Source organism: Achromobacter mucicolens, from assembly GCF_902859725.1.
Classification (GTDB): domain Bacteria; phylum Pseudomonadota; class Gammaproteobacteria; order Burkholderiales; family Burkholderiaceae_B; genus Achromobacter; species Achromobacter mucicolens.
On the sequence record NZ_CADIJP010000002.1, the window covers coordinates 129,134 to 149,307 of the forward strand.

At 63.7% G+C, this 20,174-nt stretch carries 18 protein-coding genes, 4 tRNA genes and 1 pseudogene; 11 read left to right on the forward strand and 12 right to left on the reverse strand.

Going from position 1 to position 20,174, the window contains the following annotated elements; genetic code table 11:
- Positions 1-2: 2 nt before the first annotated feature.
- The 5 genes from HV786_RS02360 to HV786_RS02380 all read right to left on the reverse strand — a co-directional run bounded on the left by HV786_RS02360 (position 3) and on the right by HV786_RS02380 (position 1,160).
- Positions 3-338 carry a hypothetical protein gene (locus HV786_RS02360; protein WP_175209912.1) on the reverse strand — a complete coding sequence of 112 codons (336 nt, stop codon included), beginning with the start codon at positions 336-338 and terminating at the stop codon, positions 3-5.
- A gap of 100 nt (positions 339-438) precedes the next feature.
- A tRNA-Cys gene (locus HV786_RS02365) sits at positions 439-512 on the reverse strand.
- Positions 513-567: 55 nt separating this feature from the next.
- Positions 568-643: transfer RNA gene (locus tag HV786_RS02370), tRNA-Gly, on the reverse strand.
- 150 nt (positions 644-793) lie between these two features.
- Positions 794-869 (reverse strand) — tRNA-Gly (locus HV786_RS02375).
- A gap of 215 nt (positions 870-1,084) precedes the next feature.
- Positions 1,085-1,160, reverse strand: a tRNA-Gly gene (locus tag HV786_RS02380).
- Positions 1,161-1,365: 205 nt separating this feature from the next.
- Here HV786_RS02380 and murB point away from each other — a divergent pair.
- Positions 1,366-2,409, forward strand: coding sequence for a UDP-N-acetylmuramate dehydrogenase (murB, locus tag HV786_RS02385; protein ID WP_128830074.1), 1,044 nt, complete (start codon positions 1,366-1,368; stop codon positions 2,407-2,409).
- Between the two features lie 63 nt (positions 2,410-2,472).
- On the opposite strand, the gene dapB is transcribed toward murB, so the two are convergent.
- A complete protein-coding gene (dapB, locus tag HV786_RS02390) occupies positions 2,473-3,264 on the reverse strand; it encodes a 4-hydroxy-tetrahydrodipicolinate reductase (RefSeq protein WP_128830075.1) in 792 nt (263 codons plus the stop codon).
- 16 nt (positions 3,265-3,280) lie between these two features.
- Positions 3,281-3,817 carry an outer membrane protein assembly factor BamE gene (locus HV786_RS02395; protein WP_128830076.1) on the reverse strand — a complete coding sequence of 179 codons (537 nt, stop codon included), beginning with the start codon at positions 3,815-3,817 and terminating at the stop codon, positions 3,281-3,283.
- Between the two features lie 154 nt (positions 3,818-3,971).
- Here HV786_RS02395 and fur point away from each other — a divergent pair, with 154 nt between their 5' ends.
- Positions 3,972-4,391 carry a ferric iron uptake transcriptional regulator gene (fur, locus tag HV786_RS02400; protein ID WP_056321269.1) on the forward strand — a complete coding sequence of 140 codons (420 nt, stop codon included), beginning with the start codon at positions 3,972-3,974 and terminating at the stop codon, positions 4,389-4,391.
- Between the two features lie 117 nt (positions 4,392-4,508).
- Here the strand turns inward: fur and recN are convergent, their stop codons facing one another.
- Positions 4,509-6,170 (reverse strand): DNA repair protein RecN, encoded by a 1,662-nt coding sequence (gene recN, locus HV786_RS02405; protein ID WP_128830077.1) that lies wholly within the window; start codon positions 6,168-6,170, stop codon positions 4,509-4,511.
- Positions 6,171-6,182: 12 nt separating this feature from the next.
- Complete coding sequence (locus tag HV786_RS02410) at positions 6,183-7,082, reverse strand: NAD kinase (protein ID WP_056321271.1); 900 nt, start codon at positions 7,080-7,082, stop codon at positions 6,183-6,185.
- Positions 7,083-7,222: 140 nt separating this feature from the next.
- On the opposite strand from HV786_RS02410, the gene hrcA reads away from it, so the two are divergent.
- From hrcA to dnaJ, 7 genes are all read left to right on the forward strand, one after another.
- Positions 7,223-8,227, forward strand: a complete 1,005-nt coding sequence (gene hrcA, locus HV786_RS02415) for a heat-inducible transcriptional repressor HrcA (protein WP_062840377.1) — start codon at positions 7,223-7,225, stop codon at positions 8,225-8,227.
- Between the two features lie 45 nt (positions 8,228-8,272).
- Positions 8,273-9,388, forward strand: coding sequence for a ferrochelatase (hemH, locus tag HV786_RS02420; RefSeq protein WP_128830078.1), 1,116 nt, complete (start codon positions 8,273-8,275; stop codon positions 9,386-9,388).
- Positions 9,378-9,614 (forward strand): hypothetical protein, encoded by a 237-nt coding sequence (locus HV786_RS02425; RefSeq protein ID WP_056321277.1) that lies wholly within the window; start codon positions 9,378-9,380, stop codon positions 9,612-9,614. Before hemH ends, HV786_RS02425 begins: the two co-directional genes overlap by 11 nt.
- Positions 9,615-9,740: 126 nt before the next feature.
- The gene (gene grpE, locus HV786_RS02430) at positions 9,741-10,298 is read left to right on the forward strand and encodes a nucleotide exchange factor GrpE (RefSeq protein WP_056321280.1); all 558 of its coding nucleotides are present in this window, start codon (positions 9,741-9,743) and stop codon (positions 10,296-10,298) included.
- Positions 10,299-10,311: 13 nt separating this feature from the next.
- Positions 10,312-10,716, forward strand: a complete 405-nt coding sequence (locus HV786_RS02435; RefSeq protein ID WP_062840379.1) for a thioredoxin family protein — start codon at positions 10,312-10,314, stop codon at positions 10,714-10,716.
- A gap of 84 nt (positions 10,717-10,800) precedes the next feature.
- Positions 10,801-12,726: a molecular chaperone DnaK gene (gene dnaK, locus HV786_RS02440; protein ID WP_056321286.1), complete on the forward strand. Its 1,926-nt coding sequence runs from the start codon at positions 10,801-10,803 to the stop codon at positions 12,724-12,726.
- Positions 12,727-12,835: 109 nt separating this feature from the next.
- Complete coding sequence (gene dnaJ, locus HV786_RS02445) at positions 12,836-13,969, forward strand: molecular chaperone DnaJ (protein ID WP_128830079.1); 1,134 nt, start codon at positions 12,836-12,838, stop codon at positions 13,967-13,969.
- Positions 13,970-14,071: 102 nt separating this feature from the next.
- Here dnaJ and HV786_RS02450 read toward each other — a convergent pair.
- The 3 genes and pseudogenes from HV786_RS02450 to HV786_RS02460 form a co-directional block, all read right to left on the reverse strand.
- Positions 14,072-14,338 (reverse strand): annotated as a pseudogene (locus HV786_RS02450) (DUF4148 domain-containing protein); the annotation flags it as partial.
- Between the two features lie 949 nt (positions 14,339-15,287).
- Positions 15,288-15,677 carry a DUF4148 domain-containing protein gene (locus HV786_RS02455; protein WP_128830081.1) on the reverse strand — a complete coding sequence of 130 codons (390 nt, stop codon included), beginning with the start codon at positions 15,675-15,677 and terminating at the stop codon, positions 15,288-15,290.
- A gap of 284 nt (positions 15,678-15,961) precedes the next feature.
- Complete coding sequence (locus HV786_RS02460; protein WP_128830082.1) at positions 15,962-18,709, reverse strand: M16 family metallopeptidase; 2,748 nt, start codon at positions 18,707-18,709, stop codon at positions 15,962-15,964.
- A gap of 132 nt (positions 18,710-18,841) precedes the next feature.
- Between HV786_RS02460 and HV786_RS02465 the strand changes: the two genes are divergently transcribed.
- Together HV786_RS02465 and HV786_RS02470 are read left to right on the forward strand one after the other, a co-directional pair.
- On the forward strand, positions 18,842-19,441 hold the full coding sequence (locus tag HV786_RS02465; protein WP_128830083.1) for a GNAT family N-acetyltransferase: 600 nt from the start codon (positions 18,842-18,844) through the stop codon (positions 19,439-19,441).
- A gap of 247 nt (positions 19,442-19,688) precedes the next feature.
- Entirely contained in the window at positions 19,689-20,069 is a 381-nt protein-coding gene (locus HV786_RS02470) for a hypothetical protein (protein ID WP_056322693.1), read from the forward strand.
- The last annotated feature ends 105 nt before the right edge of the window (positions 20,070-20,174 follow it).

Below are 20,174 nucleotides of genomic sequence, written 5' to 3' on the forward strand. Positions count from 1 at the left end.
TGTTATGGGCGGATGACGATGGTGGGCGAGATGACGATGCCGGGCTGAACAGGCATCACAGGCACGGCCACGGGCTGCGGCGCGTAGCCATACGCATAGTCGTCGCGGCATTTGCGCTTTTCGCTGTAGTCGCCATTGCGCTTCCACTTGCGCTCGACCTTACAGGCGCCATCCCAATACTTTTCCTTGTACTCGCCGCCCTTGTGGCGGTGGTGATGGTGCTTGTCGCCAGCCTCCGCGGCAAGGGGCGCAAATGCGATCAACGCGGCGGCGGACAGGCTCAGGAAAGCGGGGCGGGTAGCAAAGCGGCGCGGGTGCGATTCCGGGATGTTGTGCATGGACTCATCGTTCAAATGAAAACGGGGTCACCATAACAATCATCCGGCTAACCGGGCGTAGGGATGGGTAACGAGATGCAGGGGGGAGGGAAAAAGATGCTGGAGGCGCAAGCCGGAATCGAACCGACGTACACGGATTTGCAATCCGCTGCATAACCACTCTGCCATTGCGCCAGCACTTGCAAGAAAAAAGGAAGCGCGGTGTGTGCCGTTGCTTCCTCTTTGTATTTGGAGCGGGAGACGAGTCTCGAACTCGCGACCTCAACCTTGGCAAGGTTGCGCTCTACCAACTGAGCTACTCCCGCTTGGGGTACTGCTTTGCCGTACTGCTTTGCGGTACAGCTTTACTACTGCTTTATTTGCTTTTAGTGAAAGCCTGTATTGGTATCAGGGCTGTTCAGCAAAGAAAGCGATTGTACATGCTTTTAAGGGTCTTTGCACTGCAGACCGAAATCTGGAGCGGGAGACGAGTCTCGAACTCGCGACCTCAACCTTGGCAAGGTTGCGCTCTACCAACTGAGCTACTCCCGCATTTGCACACTGACCGCAACGCTGAGGGTCCGTTTGAATCTTGAGAATTCTGGCGGCTGGCCGATCAGCGAGGCGAGAGTATACATTAATTTTTTCATCCATCAAGCCGATGCGCCTGCGTTGGCGAACCCGGTGCTTCAGGCATGAAAAAAGGGCCTTTCGGCCCTTGCTTCAACGGTCTGCAGCGATTTGAAAAAGCGCTGCAGATCAAAATCTGGAGCGGGAGACGAGTCTCGAACTCGCGACCTCAACCTTGGCAAGGTTGCGCTCTACCAACTGAGCTACTCCCGCATTGGTTCCGTAAACTGCCCAGAACCGCTTTTCTTATTCACTCTGATCAACTTGGTTATCGATCAGAAGGCGCGCAGTCTAGCACGATTTTTTGAGCTTGTCCTGAGCCGGTCTGGCTGGCTGCGATTTACGCTGTAAATCGGGTCAAGCACTCAATCAAGTAAACTGAGCGAAGACAGAAACTATAGCATACCTCGTAGCACTCATGTCAAATTCCTTCGCGGGATCCGCGCCCGATTCCTTGTCTCCGTCCGAGCATGACCTCACTGGTCTGAATACGTTGGGACTGGCATCCCGGGCCGATGCGTTCGTCGCGCTGCACGAGCCCGCGCAATTGCCCGCCTTGTCCGCCCTGGCGCAAACGGCGCCGTCGTTGCTCGTGCTGGGCGGCGGCAGCAACGTGGTGCTGCCCGAGCGCGTGCCCGGCCTGGTTGCGCGCGTTGCCTTCGAAGGTGTGCGGCTGCTGGAGTCGCGGCCGGACGCGTGGATCGTTGAAGCGGCAGGCGGCGAGAGCTGGCATGGATTCGTGTCGGCCTGCGTCGCGCAGGGATGGGATGGCCTGGAAAATCTGGCGTTGATCCCCGGCACCGTGGGGGCGGCGCCCGTGCAGAACATCGGTGCCTATGGCGTCGAGCTGCAGGAACGCCTTCACAGCCTGACGGCCTGGGATGTGCGCGAGGCGCGCTTTGTGGAAATGCAGGCCGCCGATTGCCGGTTCTCGTACCGCGACAGCGTGTTCAAGCATGATGCGCCCGGGCGGTGGATCATCGTGAGCGTGCGCTTTGCCTTGCCGCGGCCGTGGCGGCCGGTGCTGGCGTATCCCGATCTGCAACGCCATCCGCGGCTGTCGGGCGCATCGCCCAGCGCGCGCGATGTCTTCGATGCGGTGTGCGAGATCCGGCGCGCCAAGCTGCCCGATCCCGCGGTCACGGGCAATGCCGGCAGCTTCTTCAAGAATCCCATCGTGCCGGCCGCGCAGCGTGACGCGTTGGCGCAGCGCTTTCCTGGCCTGGTGTCGTACGCGCAGGCTGACGGCCGCTTCAAGCTGGCCGCAGGCTGGCTGATCGATCAGTGCGGCTGGAAGGGAAGGGCGCTGGGGGCGGCGGGCGTGCATGACCGCCAGGCGCTCGTGCTCGTCAATCGCGGCGGCGCCACCGCCGCGGACATCATGGGATTGGCGCGCGCGGTGCAGGATGCTGTGGCCGATCGCTATGGCGTGCGCCTGGAGCCCGAGCCGGTCGTGGTGTGACCGGGCAGGCTTGCAGGCATGAAAAAAGGACCCCGCGGGGTCCTTAGCTTTTGGCGCCGGAAATCACAGCCCCAGCACGGACTGCATGTCGTAAAGTCCGTTGGTCTTGTCATCGAGGAAGCGCGCAGCGCGCAGCGCGCCTTCGGCGTAAGTGGCCCGGCTGGACGAGCGGTGCGTGATCTCGATGCGCTCGCCGATGCCGCAGAACGACACCGTGTGATCGCCAACGATATCGCCGCCGCGCAGCACCGAAAAACCGATGGTGCCGGGCTTGCGCACGCCGGTGTCGCCGTGGCGGCTCCAGGTGGCAACGTCGGGCAGCGCGACGTCCCAGGCCGACGCGATGGTCTCGCCCATCTTCAGCGCCGTGCCGGAAGGCGCATCGACCTTGTTGCGGTGATGGGCTTCGAACACTTCGACGTCGTAGCCGGCGTTCAGGATGCGGGCCGCCATGTCCAGCAGCTTGAGCGTTGCGTTGACGCCCACGCTCATGTTGGGTGCGAACACGATGGCGGTCTTTTGCGCGGCAACTTCGATCGCGGCGCGGCCATTATCGTCAAAGCCGGTGGTGCCGATGACGGCCTTCACGCCGTGCTTCACGCAAGCCTGCAGATGCTTGAGCGTGCCTTCCGGACGGGTGAAATCGATGAGGCAGTCAGCGCCCGCAAGCGCGTCCAGGTCGTCGGTGAGGGCAACCCCGGTCTGCTTGCCCAGCGTGGCGCCGGCATCGCGGCCCAGCGCGGCCGAGCCCGGCACGTCCAGCGCAACGGCCAGTTTCAGGCCGTCGGCCTTCAGGATGGCCTCGATCAACATCTGGCCCATGCGGCCGTTTGCGCCGGCGATAGCAATACGCATAAAAAAATCCTTGGAGTTAACGCAGCGGCTCGGGTGCGATGCCGGGCTGGCCCGGGTACTGGTTGAGCGGGCTGGCGGGTGCATCGGCGTCGCGCTTCTGTTCGTCCTGCTCTTGCCCGACGCGGGCTTCGTCCCGGGCCAGGCGCTCGTCGGCCTTTTCGTCGGCAACGGCGTCCGGCGTGTTGATCTGGTAAGGCTGCAGATCGGGCTGCTTATCGCCTTCCCAGCGCGTGAGACGGTCGTTTTCGAACCAGACGGTGAACTTGCGCTCTTGCGGGTTGCCGTAGCCCGGCTTGAAGTAGTACGGGTAGTCCCAGCGATTGGCGTGCAGCACGCTGGTGAGCGTGGGGCTGCCGAGCGCGAAGCGGACTTGTTCACGGGTCATGCCGGGCTGGAGCAGCGCAACCTGTTCCTGCGTGATCCAGTTACCCTGCTGGACCGGCGCCTTGTACGGGAAGCCCCATTTGTTCGAGGTGCAGCCCGCCAAGGCAACGGCCAGGGCGGCAACGGCCAAACCGGTCTTCAGAGAGCGGGAGGGAATACGTGCAAACATGGACACTACGCGCCCCTATTATTTGGAAGCAAGCAAAACCGTTATCATAAAGGTTTCATAAGGATAGTTCCGCGAGGCGGCATGAATTCGGCGAGCCGGCTTGCGGTGACCCCAGTCCTTGCCCATGCCAACGCGGACGGAGAGCGATTACACCATGAGCGACCAAAGCGAACTGAAAAACATGGGTTTGAAGGCGACTTTCCCGCGCCTGAAGATTCTTGATATTTTCCGCAAATCGGGTGAACGGCACCTGAGCGCCGAAGACGTCTACCGCGCCCTGATCGGCGAAAACGTCGAAATCGGCCTGGCTACCGTCTACCGGGTGCTGACGCAGTTCGAGCAGGCCGGCATCCTGGCGCGCAGCCAATTCGACAGCGGCAAGGCCGTTTTCGAGCTCAACGACGGCGACCACCACGACCACCTGATCTGCACCAACTGCGGAAAGGTCGTCGAGTTCTCGGATCCCGAGATCGAAAAGCGCCAGCAAAAGATCGCCAAGGACAACGCCTTCGCGCTGGAAAGCCACGCGATGGTGCTGTACGGCATCTGCGGCAGCTGCCTCAAAGGCCGCTAAGCCTGGGCGGGCAGCCGTGAGGCCGGTACATCCGGCTGCGTAGCCAAAAACAAAAGCCCCTTCTGAATGAAGGGGCTTTTTGCATGCTGGGGCCAGTGGCGCCGGCAGGCCGCAGACTCAAGGCGTCGTCTGGCCGAACCCTTCCAGCATTTCGCGCGCGTGTTCGCGCGTGGTGGCCGTGAGCTTCATGCCGCCCAGCATCCGCGCGATTTCCTCGACGCGGGCCGGGGCGTCCAGCGGTTCGATGCTGGACCGGGTGGTGCCTCGGGACTCGGCCTTGCTGACCAGAAACTGGTTGTTGGCGCACGCGGCCACCTGGGGCAAGTGGGTGACGCACAGCACCTGATGGCGTTCGCCCAGTTCGCGCAGCAGCTTGCCGACGGATTCGGCCACCGCGCCGCCCACGCCGCTGTCCACTTCGTCGAAGATCAGCGTGGGCACACGCGCCGCGCGGCTGGCGATGACCGACAGCGCGAGCGAGATACGCGACAGTTCGCCGCCCGAGGCGACCTTGGCCAGCGGACGCGGCGTGGTGCCGGCGTGGCCGGCCACCAGGAATTCGACCTGTTCGTTGCCGTGCGCGGACGGCGCGGACGGGGCGAGCGCCGGTTCAAAGCGGCCACCCTGCATCGCGAGCGTCTGCATCGCCTGGGTGACCTGCTTGCCCAGATCCTTGGCGACCTTGCGCCGGGCGGTGGTCAGCTTGGCGGCGGCCGTGTCGTATTGCGCCTGCGCCGAGGCTGCTTGGGCGCGCAGCGCGTCGATGTCGCCGGCGGCCTGCAAGGCTGCAAGCTCCGAATGCAGCGATTCGCGCAGCTCGCACAGGGCATCGGGGTCGGTGCGGAATTTGCGGGCGGTCTCGAACACCAGCCCCAGCCGCGCTTCCACGTCGGCGAGTCGCTTGGGGTCCAGGTCGACCCGGCTGACATAGTTGTTCAGGTCGGACACGGCTTCGCTGATGGCGATGCGTGCCGATTCCAGTTCGTCATGGACGCCCTTGAGGCCAGGATCATGCCGCAGCATCTGCTGCAGGCGCTGGTTCGCGGCCGTCAGGCGGTGATGCGCCGAATCGCCTTCGCCGTCCAGCGTTTCAAGGATTTGTGAGGCGCCATCCAGCAGCGATTGCGCATGCGACAGGCGCGTGTGCTCGGATTGCAGGGCGTCCCATTCGTCCGGCCCGAGGTTCAGCCGGTCCAGTTCGTCGACCTGCCATTGCAGGCGTTCACGCTCAGAGGCCAGGCTTTCGGCGTCTTTTTCGGCCGATTCCAGCTGACGGGCCAAGGCGCGCCACTGCTTCCACGCCTGGCCAACCGCGTGGCGGAGGTCGCCGTGGCCGCCGTGCGCGTCCAGCAGGTCGCGTTGGGCGTCGGGACGCATCAGGCTCTGGTGCGCGTGCTGGCCGTGGATGTCGACCAGGCTGTTGCCCAGTTCGCGCAGTTGCGCCACGGTGGCCGGGGTGCCGTTGATGTAGGCGCGGCTGCGGCCTTGCGCATCGATGACGCGGCGCAGCGAGAGTTCGTCGTCGGCGTCGATTTCGCGTTCGGCCAGCCACGCTTGCAGCGCCGCCGGGGTGTCGAACACCGCGGTGATGTCGGCACGGGCCGCGCCTTCGCGCAACATGCTGGCATCGCCGCGCTCTCCGAGGGTGAGCGCCAGCGCATCGACCAGGATGGATTTGCCGGCGCCGGTTTCTCCCGAAAAGACGGTGAAGCCGGGGCCAAAGTGGATCTCGGTCTGTTCGACGATGACGAAGTCGCGGATGTGCAGGGTGCGCAGCATAAGGGGCGCTAACTACTCTACGTTGTCGGAGGCTTCGGGCATCAGGTTCCAGTGCAGCTTGCGGCGCAGGGTGGAAAAGAAGCTATAGCCTTCGGGATGCACGAATCGGATGGTGTAGGGCGCGCGCTGCACGACGATGCGGTCGCCCGGTTGCAGGTCGGACCAGGTCTGCATGTCGAAGTGCACGCTGGCGCCGACTTCGACGCGGCCCATGGCCGTGAGCGTCATGTTGAGCACGCCGGTGTCCGGGATGACGATGGGCCGGTTCGAGAGCGTTTGCGGCGCCACCGGCACCAGCACCATGGCGTTCATGCCCGGGTGCAGGATGGGGCCATTGGCCGACAGCGCATAGGCGGTGGAGCCGGTAGGCGTGGCGATGATCAGGCCGTCGGCGCGCTGCGTATACATGAAGGCGCCGTCCAGTTCGACCCGGACCTCGATCATGCCGCCGCGGCCCGCGCGGTTCAGGACCACGTCGTTCAGGGCCGACGCGGAATACATCTTCTGGTCGCCGCGCCACACGCTGCCTTCGAGCAGCATGCGGTCTTCGATCTGGAAGCTGCCTTCGAGCACCCGGGCGAGCGCGGCGTGCGCGTCCTGCAGGGCGATGTCGGTGATGAAGCCCAGGCGCCCGTGGTTGATGCCGATCAGCGGCATGCCATAAGGCGCGAGATGGCGGCTGGCGCCCAGCACGGTGCCGTCGCCGCCCATGACCACGGTGAGCGAGGCGGTCTTGCCGATTTCCTCGAGCGTGGCGATGGGGTATTCGGTCAGCCCGGTATTGCGCGCCGTGTCCGCATCGATCAGCACATGGCGGCCCGCCTGCGTCAGCGCGTGCGCAAGTGCTCTCAGCGGTGTGTCCAGGCCGGTGTCCTGGTATCTGCCGATCAGGGCGACTATAGGAAAATGCATGGCTGCGTAAGAATGAAAAGGGCGAAACCGCAAAGCTGAACGTGCCCAGAATGGGCCAATTAGCCGATTATATGGGGCCGTATATTGTGTTGCGGGACAAAAATCGCCTCAACCTGAAAAGATTCCCTAAAATAGCCGCTATGGATGACCGCGCACGCGCTTTACTGAAAGCGTTGATAGAACGCTACATCGCCGATGGGCAGCCAGTCGGCTCGCGGACGCTATCTAAAGTCTTTGACTTGTCTCCGGCCACCATCCGCAACGTCATGGCGGACCTGGAAGAGCTGGGACTGATCCACAGTCCGCACACCTCCGCCGGCCGAGTTCCCACGCCGCGCGGATACCGCATGTTCGTCGATTCGCTGCTGTCGGTGCAGTCGTACCAGCTGCAGCCGCACAACATGGGTGAAATGCTCTCGGCCGCCGAACCCACCCGCGCGGTCAATGCGGCCGCGGCGCTGCTGTCCAACCTGACGCAGTTCGCCGGCGTGGTCCTCACGCCCAAGCGGGCGCAGGTGTTCCGGCAGATCGAATTCATCCGCCTGTCCGACAAGCGCGTCCTGCTCATCATCGTGACGCCCGATGGCGACGTGCAGAACCGCATCCTTTTCGTCCAGCGGGATTACGCCGAATCCGAACTCCTGGAAGCGGGCAACTTCTTCAACATGCACTTTGCCGGCAAGTCGTTCAATGCCGTGCGGCAGACCCTGTCGACCGAGCTGGCCCAGTTGCGCGAAGACATCTCGCGCCTGATGCAGGCCGCCGTCGAGGCCAGCGCCGAAGCGGCCGAGGACGGCGACGCCGTGGTCATCTCGGGCGAGCGCAAGCTGCTGGACGTCACTGACATCGCGTCCGACATGGACAGGCTGCGCAAGATGTTTTCGCTGTTCGAGAAAAAGACCGATCTGCTGCAGTTGCTGGACGTGTCGAGCCGCGCGCAGGGCGTGCAGATCTACATCGGCGGCGATTCGCAACTGGTGCCCCTCGAAGACGTCTCCGTCATCACGGCGCCTTACGGCGTGGACGGCAAGGTGGTCGGCACCCTGGGTGTCATCGGTCCGACCCGCATGGCCTACGAGCGGGTCATACCCATCGTGGACATCACGGCGCGCCTGCTGTCCAACGCCCTCAGCCACAACCAGTAGTCCCATTCAAAGCTACATCCTCCTTGCGGAGGAAGGGGAGTTTTTGTGTTTCTTCGCCTGTTCAAGTATCTCTGGCCTGAGCGCTACCTTCCTGAGCCCCACCAAGAAGACCCCTTCAACGAGGACCCGCCGCCGCGCGTGCCCGGCAAGGTCGGCGTGCTGCTGGTCAACCTGGGCACGCCCGACACGACGTCGCCCAAGGACATCCGCAAGTATCTCGGCGAATTCCTGTCCGACCCGCGCGTCATCGAAATCCCCCGCTACCTCTGGAAGCCCATCCTGCACGGCATCGTGCTCGTGCGCCGGCCCAAGCGGCTGGAGCCGCGCTACGCCGGCATCTGGATGAAGGACGGCTCGCCCCTGATGGTCTACAGCCAACGCCAGACCGATGGCGTTCGCGCCGCCCTGCAGGCGGCCGGCGTGGATGCCGTGGTCGAGCTGGGCATGCGCTATGGCAACCCCTCCATCCCCCAGGTGATCGCAAACATGCGCAAGCAGGGCTGCGAGCGCATCCTGACGGTGCCGCTATATCCCCAGTACGCCGCCAGCACCACCGCCACCGTGGTCGACGCGGTCACCCGCTACATGGGCAAGCTGCGCGATCAGCCGGAGATGCGCTTCATCAAGCGCTTTCACGACGAGCCCGCCTACCTGGACCCGCTCGCCGCGCGCATCGAGCGCTACTGGGCCGAACACGGCAAGCCGCAGAAGCTCGTCATGAGCTTTCATGGCCTGCCGCGCTACTCCATCGAACTGGGCGATCCCTACTACCGCGACTGCATGGAAACGGCCCGGCTCCTGGCGCAGCGGCTGTCCCTGCCCCGCGACCAGATCGAAGTGACCTTCCAGAGCCGGTTCGGCTCGGCCCGCTGGCTGGAGCCCTACACGGAGCCGACCCTGAAGGCCCTGGCCGCCTCCGGCGTCACCGAGGTCGATGTGGTGTGCCCGGGATTTGTGGCAGACTGTCTGGAAACCCTGGAAGAAATCAGCCTGGAATGCCGCGACGCCTTTCTCGAGGCGGGGGGCAGACAGTTCCGTTACATTCCTGCCATCAATGACGACCCGGCCTGGATCGCGGGGCTGTCCGGTCTGGTGGAACGAAACTTGCAGGGGTGGATACCAGCAGCCACGGACTTGAAGGAGAAGGCGCATGCACCATGATCCCAAGACTGGAAAGACGGTCAAGAAGGGCAAAGTCACCACTCCCGTCGACGAGGACCGCGTCGAACATGACCTGGACGAGGCCCTGGCCGATACCTTCCCGGCCAGCGACCCGGTCGCGATTCCGTCGGATCCGGATGCCGATGACAAGCGCGTGGACCGCGCGCTGAAGGAAAGTTTTCCGGCCAGCGACCCCGTGGCCCCCGCCCAGCCCAGCAAGAAGTAGCCGTTCGGTCAGCGGGCGGCCGGCCTTCGGGCCGCGCCCGGGGAATATTTCGCTTAACCGGGCTTGAATTAGGGGTATTGGCCCCCATTCATGTCTGCGAAAGCCATTCTTTTTGGAGGATTCCCCATGACGGCACCCCACGAGCCTGCTGACCAGGCGCCCGAAGTCGGCCAGAGCGCCGATGCGGCTCCCGCCGCCCAGGACGCCGCGCAGGCCGAGCTGAACGAGTTGCGCGCCCAATTGGACGCCGCCCAGGCTACCGTCAACGAGCAGCACGACCAGCTTCTGCGTGTGCAAGCTGAAGCCGAAAACGTGCGCCGCCGCGCCCAGGAAGAAGTGTCCAAGGCGCGCAAGTTCGGCATAGAGTCGTTCGCCGAAAGCCTGGTTCCGGTCAAGGACAGCCTGGAAGCTGCCCTGGCCCAGCCCGATCAGACGGTTGAAACCCTGCGCGAAGGCGTCGAAGTCACCCTCAAGCAGCTTGCCGCCGCGTTCGAGCGCAACCTGCTCAAGGAAATCGCGCCCGCCCAGGGCGACAAGTTCGATCCGCACCAGCACCAAGCCATTTCGTCCATTCCCAACGAGCAGCCCGCCAACACGGTGGTGCAACTGCTGCAGAAGGGCTATGTGATTGCCGACCGTACCTTGCGCCCCGCGCTGGTGGTCGTGTCGGCCGGGCAGGGCTGAACCGCGTCCCACCATGACCGACCCGCGCTTTGACCCGGCCCAGGTATTCCAGGTGTTCGGCATGCGCCATGTCGACACCGCGGGATTCGATGCGGCCGTGGTGCAAGCGCCCGGGGCGGACCTGCGCTGTGTCTTCCTGTGGGGCCAGGATTGCTACAACTGCAATCTGTTCAAACAGGCGGCGCTGCTGCACCAGGAAACGCTGGTGGGGCTTGGCCTGACGTGGTTCGAGGCCGATGTCTATGCGGATGAGCCGCTGGGACGCCGCTTTTCGTTGCATGGCGTCCCCACTTTTGTGCTGTACCGGTCCGGCAAGCGCCTGGGGCGCATCACCGGCTGGCCCGGATTGCCCCAGTTCACAGCGGCGATACACCGCCTGCAGGAATCGGGCGCCGAAAATTCCAGCCCGGCGTCTTGAAAAACCCTTTGGGCAGCCCCAGTTATGGGGGGACAAGCAGTTTTCCCCAATTTTTCATAGATTTAATAATCAAGGTAACCCACCATGAGCAAGATTATTGGCATTGACCTGGGAACGACCAACAGCTGCGTGGCTGTCATGGACGGCGGGCAGGTCAAGATCATCGAAAACGCCGAAGGTGCTCGCACCACCCCCTCCATCGTTGCCTACATGGATGACGGCGAGACTCTGGTCGGCGCGCCTGCCAAGCGCCAGGCCGTGACCAACCCGCGCAACACGCTCTACGCCGTGAAGCGCCTGATCGGCCGCAAGTTCGAAGAAAAGGCAGTGCAGAAGGACATCAACCTGATGCCCTACGCCATCGTCAAGGCCGACAACGGCGACGCCTGGGTTGAAGTGCGCGGCAAGAAGATGGCGCCTCCCCAAGTGTCGGCCGACGTGCTGCGCAAGATGAAGAAGACCGCCGAGGACTACCTGGGCGAAGAAGTGACCGAGGCCGTCATCACCGTGCCCGCCTACTTCAACGACAGCCAGCGCCAGGCCACCAAGGACGCCGGCCGTATCGCGGGCCTGGAAGTCAAGCGCATCATCAACGAACCCACCGCCGCGGCGCTGGCGTTCGGCCTGGACAAGACCGAAAAGGGCGATCGCAAGATCGCTGTCTATGACCTGGGCGGCGGCACGTTCGACGTGTCCATCATCGAGATCGCCGACGTGGACGGCGAAAAGCAGTTCGAAGTGCTGTCGACCAACGGCGACACCTTCCTGGGCGGCGAAGACTTCGACCAGCGCATCATCGACTACATCATTGCCGAGTTCAAGAAGGAACAAGGCGTTGACCTGTCCAAGGACGTGCTGGCGCTGCAACGCCTGAAGGAAGCCGCCGAAAAGGCCAAGATCGAACTGTCGTCCGCGCAGCAGACCGAAATCAACCTGCCGTACATCACGGCCGATGCCTCCGGTCCCAAGCACTTGAACCTGAAGATCACGCGCGCCAAGCTGGAAGCGCTGGTCGAAGAACTGATCGAACGCACGATCGAGCCGTGCCGCGTCGCCATCAAGGACGCCGGCGTGAAGGTCTCCGACATCGACGACGTGATCCTGGTCGGCGGCATGACCCGCATGCCCAAGGTTCAGGAAAAGGTGAAGGAATTCTTCGGCAAGGATCCGCGCAAGGACGTGAACCCCGATGAAGCCGTCGCCGCTGGCGCCGCCATTCAGGGCTCCGTGCTGTCGGGCGACCGCAAGGACGTGCTGCTGCTGGACGTCACGCCGTTGTCCCTGGGTATCGAAACCCTGGGCGGCGTCATGACCAAGATGATCCAGAAGAACACCACGATCCCGACCCGGTTCTCGCAGACGTTCTCGACCGCCGACGACAACCAGCCGGCCGTGACGATCAAGGTGTTCCAGGGCGAGCGCGAAATCGCTGCGGGCAACAAGGCCCTGGGCGAGTTCAACCTCGAAGGTATCCCGCCGTCGCCGCGCGGCATGCCGCAGATCGAAGTCACCTTCGACATCGACGCCAACGGCATCCTGCACGTGTCCGCCAAGGACAAGGGCACCGGCAAGGAAAACAAGATCACCATCAAGGCCAACTCGGGTCTGTCGGAAGACGAGATCCAGCGCATGGTCAAGGATGCCGAGGCCAACGCCGAGGAAGATCACCGCGTTGCCGAACTGGCCCAATCGCGTAACCAGGCCGATGCGCTGGTGCATGCCACCCGCAAGTCGTTGACCGAGTACGGCGACAAGCTCGAAGCTTCCGAAAAGGAAAGCATCGAAGCCGCCATCAAGGACCTGGAAGACACGCTGAAGGAAGGCGACAAGGCCGCGATCGACGCCAAGGTGGAAGCCCTGTCGACCGCATCGCAAAAGCTCGGCGAAAAGATGTACGCCGACATGCAGGCGCAGCAAGCCGCCGGCCAGCAGCAAGCGGCCGACAACGCGAAGCCGGTGGACGACAACGTCGTCGACGCCGACTTCAAGGAAGTCAAGCGCGACCAATAATGGCCGGGCGCTGACCTGCCTCTGCCGCCCGGTAGCCGGAGAAATCCGCCTACCGGGCGAACTCATTCTGTAGCACTGAAAAGAAGGCTCGGTTTCGAGCCCACGGATCATGGCAAAACGCGACTATTACGACGTCTTGGGCGTGGCGAAAAACGCCTCGGACGACGATCTCAAGAAGGCCTATCGAAAGCTGGCCATGAAATACCATCCGGACCGCAATCCGGACAGCAAAGAAGCCGAAGAGAAGTTCAAGGAAGCCAAGGAAGCCTACGAGGTCCTGGGCGATGAGCAAAAGCGCGCCGCGTACGACCGCTACGGTCACGCCGGCGTCGACCCCAACGCCGCCGGCATGGGCGGCGCGGGCATGGGCGGCGGTTTCGCCGACGCGTTCGGCGACATCTTTGGCGAAATCTTCGGCGGCGGCGGCGGCGGTGGCCGTCGTGGCGGCGGTCCCCAGGTGTACCGCGGCGCCGACCTCAAATACGCGCTGGAAATCACCCTCGAACAGGCAGCCGCCGGTTTCGACACGGAAATCCGCGTCCCCAGCTGGGAAAACTGCGACACCTGCCACGGCTCCGGCGCCAAGCCCGGCACCTCGCCCAAGACCTGCCGCACCTGCGGCGGCTCGGGCGCCGTGCGCATGCAGCAAGGTTTCTTCAGCGTCCAGCAAACCTGCCCGACCTGCCACGGCAACGGCAAGGAAATCACGGACCCGTGCCCGTCCTGCGACGGGGTCGGCCGCATCCGCCGCAACAAGACCCTCCAGGTCAAGATCCCGGCCGGCATCGACGACGGCATGCGCATCCGCTCCAGCGGCAATGGCGAACCCGGCATCAATGGCGGCCCTCCGGGCGACTTGTATGTGGAAATCCACATCAAGCAGCACAAGATCTTCCAGCGCGACGGCGACGACCTGCACTGCGAGCTGACCATCCCGTTCACCACCGCGGCATTGGGCGGCGAACTCCAGGTACCGACGCTGGGCGGCAAGGCCGAGATCTCCATCCCTGAAGGCACCCAGTCCGGCAAGACCTTCCGCCTGCGCGGCAAGGGTATCCGCGGCGTGCGCGGCAGCTACCCCGGCGACCTCTACTGCCACGTCGTGGTGGAAACGCCGGTGCGCTTGAGCGAAGACCAGAAGAACATCCTGCGCCAGTTCGAAGCGTCGTTGAACGACGGCGGCGACCGCCACTCGCCGCAAAGCAAATCCTGGACGGACCGCGTCAAGGAATTCTTCAGCTGATCACGCCAAGCTTCAGCAAAAAGCCGCGACGAGAGTCGCGGCTTTTTTTTCGGGCCTTTCAATATCGGCCCGCCCACATCCGGCTGCTTATCGAGCGACCGGCGGGTAATCCAGTTCGCCAAAGGTGTATTCGCCATTGGCCTTGGCTTGTTGAAGCTCGGCTTGCACTTCCTGTTCGGTCAGGCCGGAGGTGCGGGGCAAAGCGGCGGGATAGTCCATTTCGCCAAACGTGTACTGGCCGGTCAGCTTGGCTTCCTGCAACTCGGCCGCGACCTGAGAGCCGGACTTCCCGTGTTCAGCGCCCGCCGCATGCGCGCCGGTGCTGGCCAGGGCCAGGGAAAAGAACAGCGTGGTGGCCAGGATTTTCATGTGTGAGAGCTCCAGTTTGTTTTAAGAGAGATCGAGTCCCGCGTCCCTGCATCACGACCCAGTACATATCAGGTGGGCCGATGCGGCGTACCGTAAGAAACTCGAATAAACCCGCACGCATGAAACCACCTTCCAAATAGCCAAGAAATCGAAGGGTTTCTAAAAATTACGGATATGCGGAATGCGGATGCCGGAGCCACCCGCTGCCAACCCGCTGCGTTCACTTGCCACTACCACGAGATACAGCCACCCGTACTCAGATCCGGCTTCCCGCGGCTTGCCATCCGCGCGCAGCGAGCACCCGAAACCGAACCACATCGCGTAAGCGCTGCGAGGCCGCCCGCGCGGCCGACGCAGCGCGGGCCGGCAAGATCTTCCGAACCACCAAAACCGCGAAAAAAACGCCAAGCAAACCACCCGCCCCGAGGCCCGTCGTGTTCTCCACGGCGCGAGCCCGGTGTGGCTGCGGCGCCCGGTGCGTGGGGCGTCGATAAGCCCAACGGAATCCGAAGGAATCGCCGTAGGCGATGACGAGGATGAGGCAGGGGAAGTCCGGAGCGAAGGCTCCGGACCGCAATCGTGGCCCCACGCGCCGGGCGCCGTGGCCGCGCCGGGCGCCACAAGAACCCAGATCCTCGCCAGGCATGAACCGCCAAAGAAAAAGAGACCGTGACGCATCGCCACGGCCTCTTCGCTACTGCTACTGCAACTACTAATACAGCAACTTCAAACTTCAACTGCGAACTTCAACTGCGAACTTCAACTGCGAACTTCAACTGCTGACTGCAACTACATCACAGCAACTTCAACTACAACTGCTACCTCAACTGCAACTACTGCAACTTCAACTACAACAACTACTACTGCTACTTCCACCGCCGCTGTGTGCCGAAAATACCGGCCTCAGGCCATGATGCCACCCGAGGCCGGCCGGGCTACAGCAAGCAGCTCACCGGCTGATCGGCGGGTATTCGAGCTCGCCGAACGTGTATTGACCGCTGGCCTTCGCTTGCGCCAGTTCCTGCTGGACATCGGCACGCGACTTCGCGGCGCCCGTGGCGGCGACGACCGGCGGGTACTGCAATTCGCCGAACGTGTATTGGCCGCTGACCTTGGCTTGTTGCAGCTGGGCTTGCACTTCCTGCGAGCTCAGGCTGGTCTTTTGGGGCAGGGCGGGCGGATAGTCCAGCTCGCCGAAGGTGTACTGGCCGCTGACTTTCGCTTCATGCAGTTCAGTCGCCACCTGGGCGCTGCTCTTTGCTTGCTCGACGCCGGCGGCTTGTGCGCCGACACCGGCCAGGGCCAGGGATAGGAAAAGGGTAGTGGCTAGGGTTTTCATATTGAGACCTCCAATTCGTCGTAAATGGGGACCGAATCCGGCGGCGCTCCGTCGTGTTCGTTTGCTGTTCCCGATGAACTGAATTGTCCTCGTCATCCTACCTGGGATAAACCCTTATTCCTTGAAAACATCTTTCCAAATAACCGAGTAATAGATGCAGGGCTACGGATTATCCCCATCAATGGAATGGTTGAATCCGTTTCCCGCCTGCCCGCTCCACCGGAACAGATCGACTATGCAAAAAAAACCCCTGCCGAAGCAGGGGCTTTCCATGCGGCAATGCGTCAGGGCTTCTTGAAGTCACCCGCCAGCGCCGTGCTGAATCCGTCCGGACGCACGTACTTGCGCAGCGCGGCGTTCACCGCCTCTGGCGTCAAGGCCGAGATCTTCTTGTCCATCTCGGCTGACCACGCAAACGTGCGACCGCGCTCCAGATAGTCCAGCCAGGTGCTGGCCAACACATCGTCCTGCGCGCGCGCCAAATTGCGGTAGTTCAGCAGCGCCGTGATGCCCTCCGAGATTTCCTTGTCCGAGAAGCCATCCTTCAGGACCCGCGCCAGTTCCTCATTGATTGCCTTTTCGAGGCGCTCGCGATTCTGCGGTGCGTAGATCGCATAGATGCTCCAGCTTGCGGCAGGTTCGAACGACGATACCGACAGCGAGCTGCGCACGTTGTACGACAGACCTTCGGTCTCGCGCACCCGGTTCCACAGCCGAGACGTTTCCGACGCGCCGAACAGATAGTTGGCCAGATACAGCGCCGCATAATCCGCGTCCGTGTCCTGCAGCTTCAGCGGCATGCGCGACAGATAGAACGCGTTGGCCTTGTCCGGCGTATTGATGTCGAACTGCTTGGCCGGCACGTCGCGATACGGGTTCGGCACGCGGGTATAGGCCGGCGCCTTCTTCCAGCCGGCAAGTCCCGCGCGCAGCGATTTTTCCACCGCTTCCGGCTCGAAATCGCCCACCGCCGAGAACTCGATGTCGCCCGCGCCGTAGAACGTCGCGTGGAACTTGGCCAGCGCCTCTCGATTCAGCGCGCGCACGCTGGCCAGCGACTCTTCGAACGTCGGCACGTAACGCAGGTCATCGGCAGGCCACGGATTGTCGTGGCGGGCCAGCGTACGGCCGGCCAGGGCCGACGGCTCCGTCATCGCGTTCTGGATCGAGGTCTCGAGCTGACGCTGGTATTCCTCGACTTGTTCCTTCGGGAAGCTGGCGTTGCGGATGATCTCCAGCGCCAGCGCCGTCAGCTCGGGCAGATTTTCGCCCTTGGTCGACATCGCTACCTTCAGCGTCGTGCCGCCGCCGCTAAAGCCCAGCTCGGCCTGCAGCTTGTCCAGGCGGTCCTGGATGTCCTGGCGCGTCAGCTTGTCCGTGCCGCGCAGCAGCAGGTCGGCGGCTGCGCTGGAATTCACGCGTTGGCCCAGCAGGTCCTTTTCGTTGCCGAATTGAATCAGCATCTGCGCCTGCACGCGGCTGCCGCGCGTGGCCTTGGGCAACAGCGCCAGTTTCACCGGCCCATTGGGCAGGTCAAGCGTCGTGCGCTTCGTCAGCTTGTCGATGTTGGCTGGCGAGGGATCGAACGCCGAGGCGGCCTTGAAGTCCGGGTCGCCCTTGTAGTCCTTGAACACCGCCGTGAGGTCCACGCGCTGCGTCTGCGGCGCGCGCACCGGCTTTTCGGTCGGGATGTAGCGGCCTTCGATGCGATTGCTCTGCACCAGATAGGTCGTCGCGGCCTTTTGCACTTCGGCCAGCGTGGCCTGGCGCGCGCGGTCGCGCTGCAGGAAAAAGAGACGCCAGTCGCCCGCGGCGATCGCTTCGGACAGCGCCACGCCCACTTGTTCGGGGTCGCTGTAGGTCTGTTCCCACGAAGTCAGCCACTTGCTGCGCGCGCGGTCCAGCTCCTGCTGCGTGAACGGCTTTTTGTCGAGCGACTCCAGCGTACCCGTCAGCGCCGTCATGGCCGCGTCCAGGTCCTTGCCCGGCGTCAGTTGCGCGGCGAACATCGCCAGTCCCGGATCCAGATTTTCCATCGTGAAACCGAACACGCCCGAGGCCAGCTTGGTCGGAACCAGGGCATGGTACAGACGGCCCGACGGCGTGTCGGCCAGGATCGTGGTGGCCAGGTCGAACGGCACGAAGTCCGCGCTGGCGCCGGCGGGGATGTGATACATCGCCGCGACCAGCGGCGTGCCGCCCGTGCGGCGCAGCGTCACCGACCGCTCGCCGTCCTGCGCCGGCTCCACCGTGTATTCCGGCGGCAGCTTGCGGTCGGGCTTGGGCAGCTTGCCCAGCGTGGCCTCGATGTCCGCCAGCGTCGTCTGCGGGTCGAACTTGCCCGCCACGATCAGCACGGCGTTATCGGGCTGGTAGTACTCGTGGTAGAAGGCGCGCAGCTGCGCGATGTCCACGTTTTCAACGTCCGAGCGGGCGCCGATCGTGTTCTTGCCGTAGCTGTGCCACTGGTAGGCCGCCGACTGCATCTTCTGCATCAGGATGCGGAAAGGATTGTTCTCGCCGCTTTCCATTTCATTGCGGACCACGGTCATTTCCGAGTCCAGGTCTTCCTTTGCGATCAGCGAATTGACCATCGCATCGGCCTGCCAGCCGAGATACCACTTCAGCGTCTCGGGGTTGGCCGCGAAGCTGGCGAAATAATTGGTGCGGTCGCTGGAAGTCGACCCGTTGGCCTGCAGGCCGCGGCGCGAGAACTCGCCCATCGCGTTGCGCGTGGTGGACGTGCCCTTGAACAGCATGTGCTCCAAGAGGTGCGCCATGCCGGTCTGGCCGTAGTTTTCGTTGCGCGAGCCCACCAGGTAGGTCATGTTGACCGTGGTGGACGGCTTGGATTCGTCGGGTACCAGGAGCACCCGCAGACCATTGGCCAGGCGATATTCGGTGATGCCTTCGATCGAGGCGGCCTCCGTGACGCCGGCTGGCAGGCTGGCGGCTCCGGCCTGAAAGGCCAGGAAGGAGGAAAACAGCAGCACGCCCAGGGGGCGCGGCAGCTTCGACAGGGACAAGCGCATGGCGGATCATTCCTTTGGCATGGCAGAATCCGTTGGAGTGTATACGTTGGCAATGGTTCAGGCGCTGCGGCGGGCCCCCGGCCAAAGCCGCCGCATCGCTTCAGCGCCAGCCGCAATGCCGAGGAAATCCCTATGTCCCTGACCGTCGAAGTCCAAACGCCCCGCCTGGTGCTGCGGCAATGGCGGGCCGCCGATCGCAAGCCCTTTGCGGCCCTGAACGCGGATCCGAAAGTGACGCAGTTCCTGCTGCCGCTCACGTCACAGGAAAGCGATGCCCTGGCCGACAGGCTGGCTGCGGGCATCGACGAGCACGGTTGGGGCTTCTGGGCGGTGGAAGCGCCCGGCGTGGCGCCCTTCATCGGCTTCGTGGGCATCAAGCCGCTGGCGCCTGCCTTGCCTTTTGCGCCCGGCGTGGAAATCGGCTGGCGTCTCGCGCAGTCATTCTGGGGACGGGGCTATGCCAGCGAGGCGGCCGGCGCGGCCCTCGGCGTGGGCTTCGAGCAGGTCGCGCTGGACGAGATCGTCGCCTTCACCGCCACGGACAACCAGCGGTCCCGCGCGGTGATGGACCGCCTGGGCATGTCGGCCGACCCGCAGCCCTTCGACCACCCGGCCGTCCCGCCAGGCCATCCTTTGCGCGCCCATGTGCTGTATCGCATCGGGCGGGACGCCTGGCGCCGCCGGCGCGATGCGGGGGGCGCTCCAGACGCTGCGGTGTTTGCGGCGGCATAAGCGGCGCGAAGCCGCATCCGGGTTGATGCTGCGGTGCGGCAACGCTGATTTCCCTGGGGATTTGAATCGGTTCCGGTCGCGGGTGTAAGCTTTTAAGCACGCATTCGCTGTTGCCGACGGGATGCGCGACAGCCGTTTTACCGGCTTCCCGTCCAACGCCAGACGCCGCCGCAGCGCGGCGCCGGTGCTTGTCGTTCGCGCCTTCGCCGCCGGCATCCTGCTGGCGCATTCTACGGAGGAACGACCCATGCTGACCGAGATCGTCACGCGTGCCTTGTCCCAACTGACCGGCAATGCCTTGAACGGCGACGGCATCAAAGGACAGTTTCAGTACGCTTATGCCAGTGATGACGGCCAATACGTGGCCATATTGACCCATGACATGACCACCTACGTGGTGGACCTGAGTTCCCAGCGGTATTTCGCGGAGTGCGGCGGATCGCCTCGCGGATTTGCCGGCCATGTGCTTGAAATGGAGGGCGCCACCGCGCGCTCCCATCCGTGGCCCGCCGCGCAAGATTTGTTCGACCTGGACATGGACGCCGACGAATTGGCATGGCGGCAGTGCCCCGGTTTGCGCCATGCGGGAAACGGCGCGCATCGATCTGTGGAGAGCCGCGCCGCCTGAGAGTGGCCAGAAGCGGCAACGTTTCACTGAACCGGCGTCATCGCCGGTTTTTTTTCGCCCCGTGCCCTGTTCACGCCGGTAGGCGGCGCGCGGCCCGGTCGCTAA

Bases quoted from the DNA above. Each gene is read 5' to 3' on its own strand.
- HV786_RS02455 (WP_128830081.1), bottom strand. From the start codon at position 15,677: ATGAAAACCCTAGCCACTACCCTTTTCCTATCCCTGGCCCTGGCCGGT.
- HV786_RS02425 (WP_056321277.1), top strand. From the start codon at position 9,378: ATGCACCATGATCCCAAGACTGGAAAGACGGTCAAGAAGGGCAAAGTC.
- dnaK (WP_056321286.1), top strand. From the start codon at position 10,801: ATGAGCAAGATTATTGGCATTGACCTGGGAACGACCAACAGCTGCGTG.
- HV786_RS02360 (WP_175209912.1), bottom strand. From the start codon at position 338: ATGCACAACATCCCGGAATCGCACCCGCGCCGCTTTGCTACCCGCCCC.
- grpE (WP_056321280.1), top strand. From the start codon at position 9,741: ATGACGGCACCCCACGAGCCTGCTGACCAGGCGCCCGAAGTCGGCCAG.
- murB (WP_128830074.1), top strand. From the start codon at position 1,366: ATGTCAAATTCCTTCGCGGGATCCGCGCCCGATTCCTTGTCTCCGTCC.
- fur (WP_056321269.1), top strand. From the start codon at position 3,972: ATGAGCGACCAAAGCGAACTGAAAAACATGGGTTTGAAGGCGACTTTC.
- dapB (WP_128830075.1), bottom strand. From the start codon at position 3,264: ATGCGTATTGCTATCGCCGGCGCAAACGGCCGCATGGGCCAGATGTTG.
- HV786_RS02395 (WP_128830076.1), bottom strand. From the start codon at position 3,817: ATGTTTGCACGTATTCCCTCCCGCTCTCTGAAGACCGGTTTGGCCGTT.
- hrcA (WP_062840377.1), top strand. From the start codon at position 7,223: ATGGATGACCGCGCACGCGCTTTACTGAAAGCGTTGATAGAACGCTAC.
- recN (WP_128830077.1), bottom strand. From the start codon at position 6,170: ATGCTGCGCACCCTGCACATCCGCGACTTCGTCATCGTCGAACAGACC.
- HV786_RS02435 (WP_062840379.1), top strand. From the start codon at position 10,312: ATGACCGACCCGCGCTTTGACCCGGCCCAGGTATTCCAGGTGTTCGGC.
- HV786_RS02410 (WP_056321271.1), bottom strand. From the start codon at position 7,082: ATGCATTTTCCTATAGTCGCCCTGATCGGCAGATACCAGGACACCGGC.
- HV786_RS02460 (WP_128830082.1), bottom strand. From the start codon at position 18,709: ATGCGCTTGTCCCTGTCGAAGCTGCCGCGCCCCCTGGGCGTGCTGCTG.
- dnaJ (WP_128830079.1), top strand. From the start codon at position 12,836: ATGGCAAAACGCGACTATTACGACGTCTTGGGCGTGGCGAAAAACGCC.
- HV786_RS02465 (WP_128830083.1), top strand. From the start codon at position 18,842: ATGTCCCTGACCGTCGAAGTCCAAACGCCCCGCCTGGTGCTGCGGCAA.
- HV786_RS02470 (WP_056322693.1), top strand. From the start codon at position 19,689: ATGCTGACCGAGATCGTCACGCGTGCCTTGTCCCAACTGACCGGCAAT.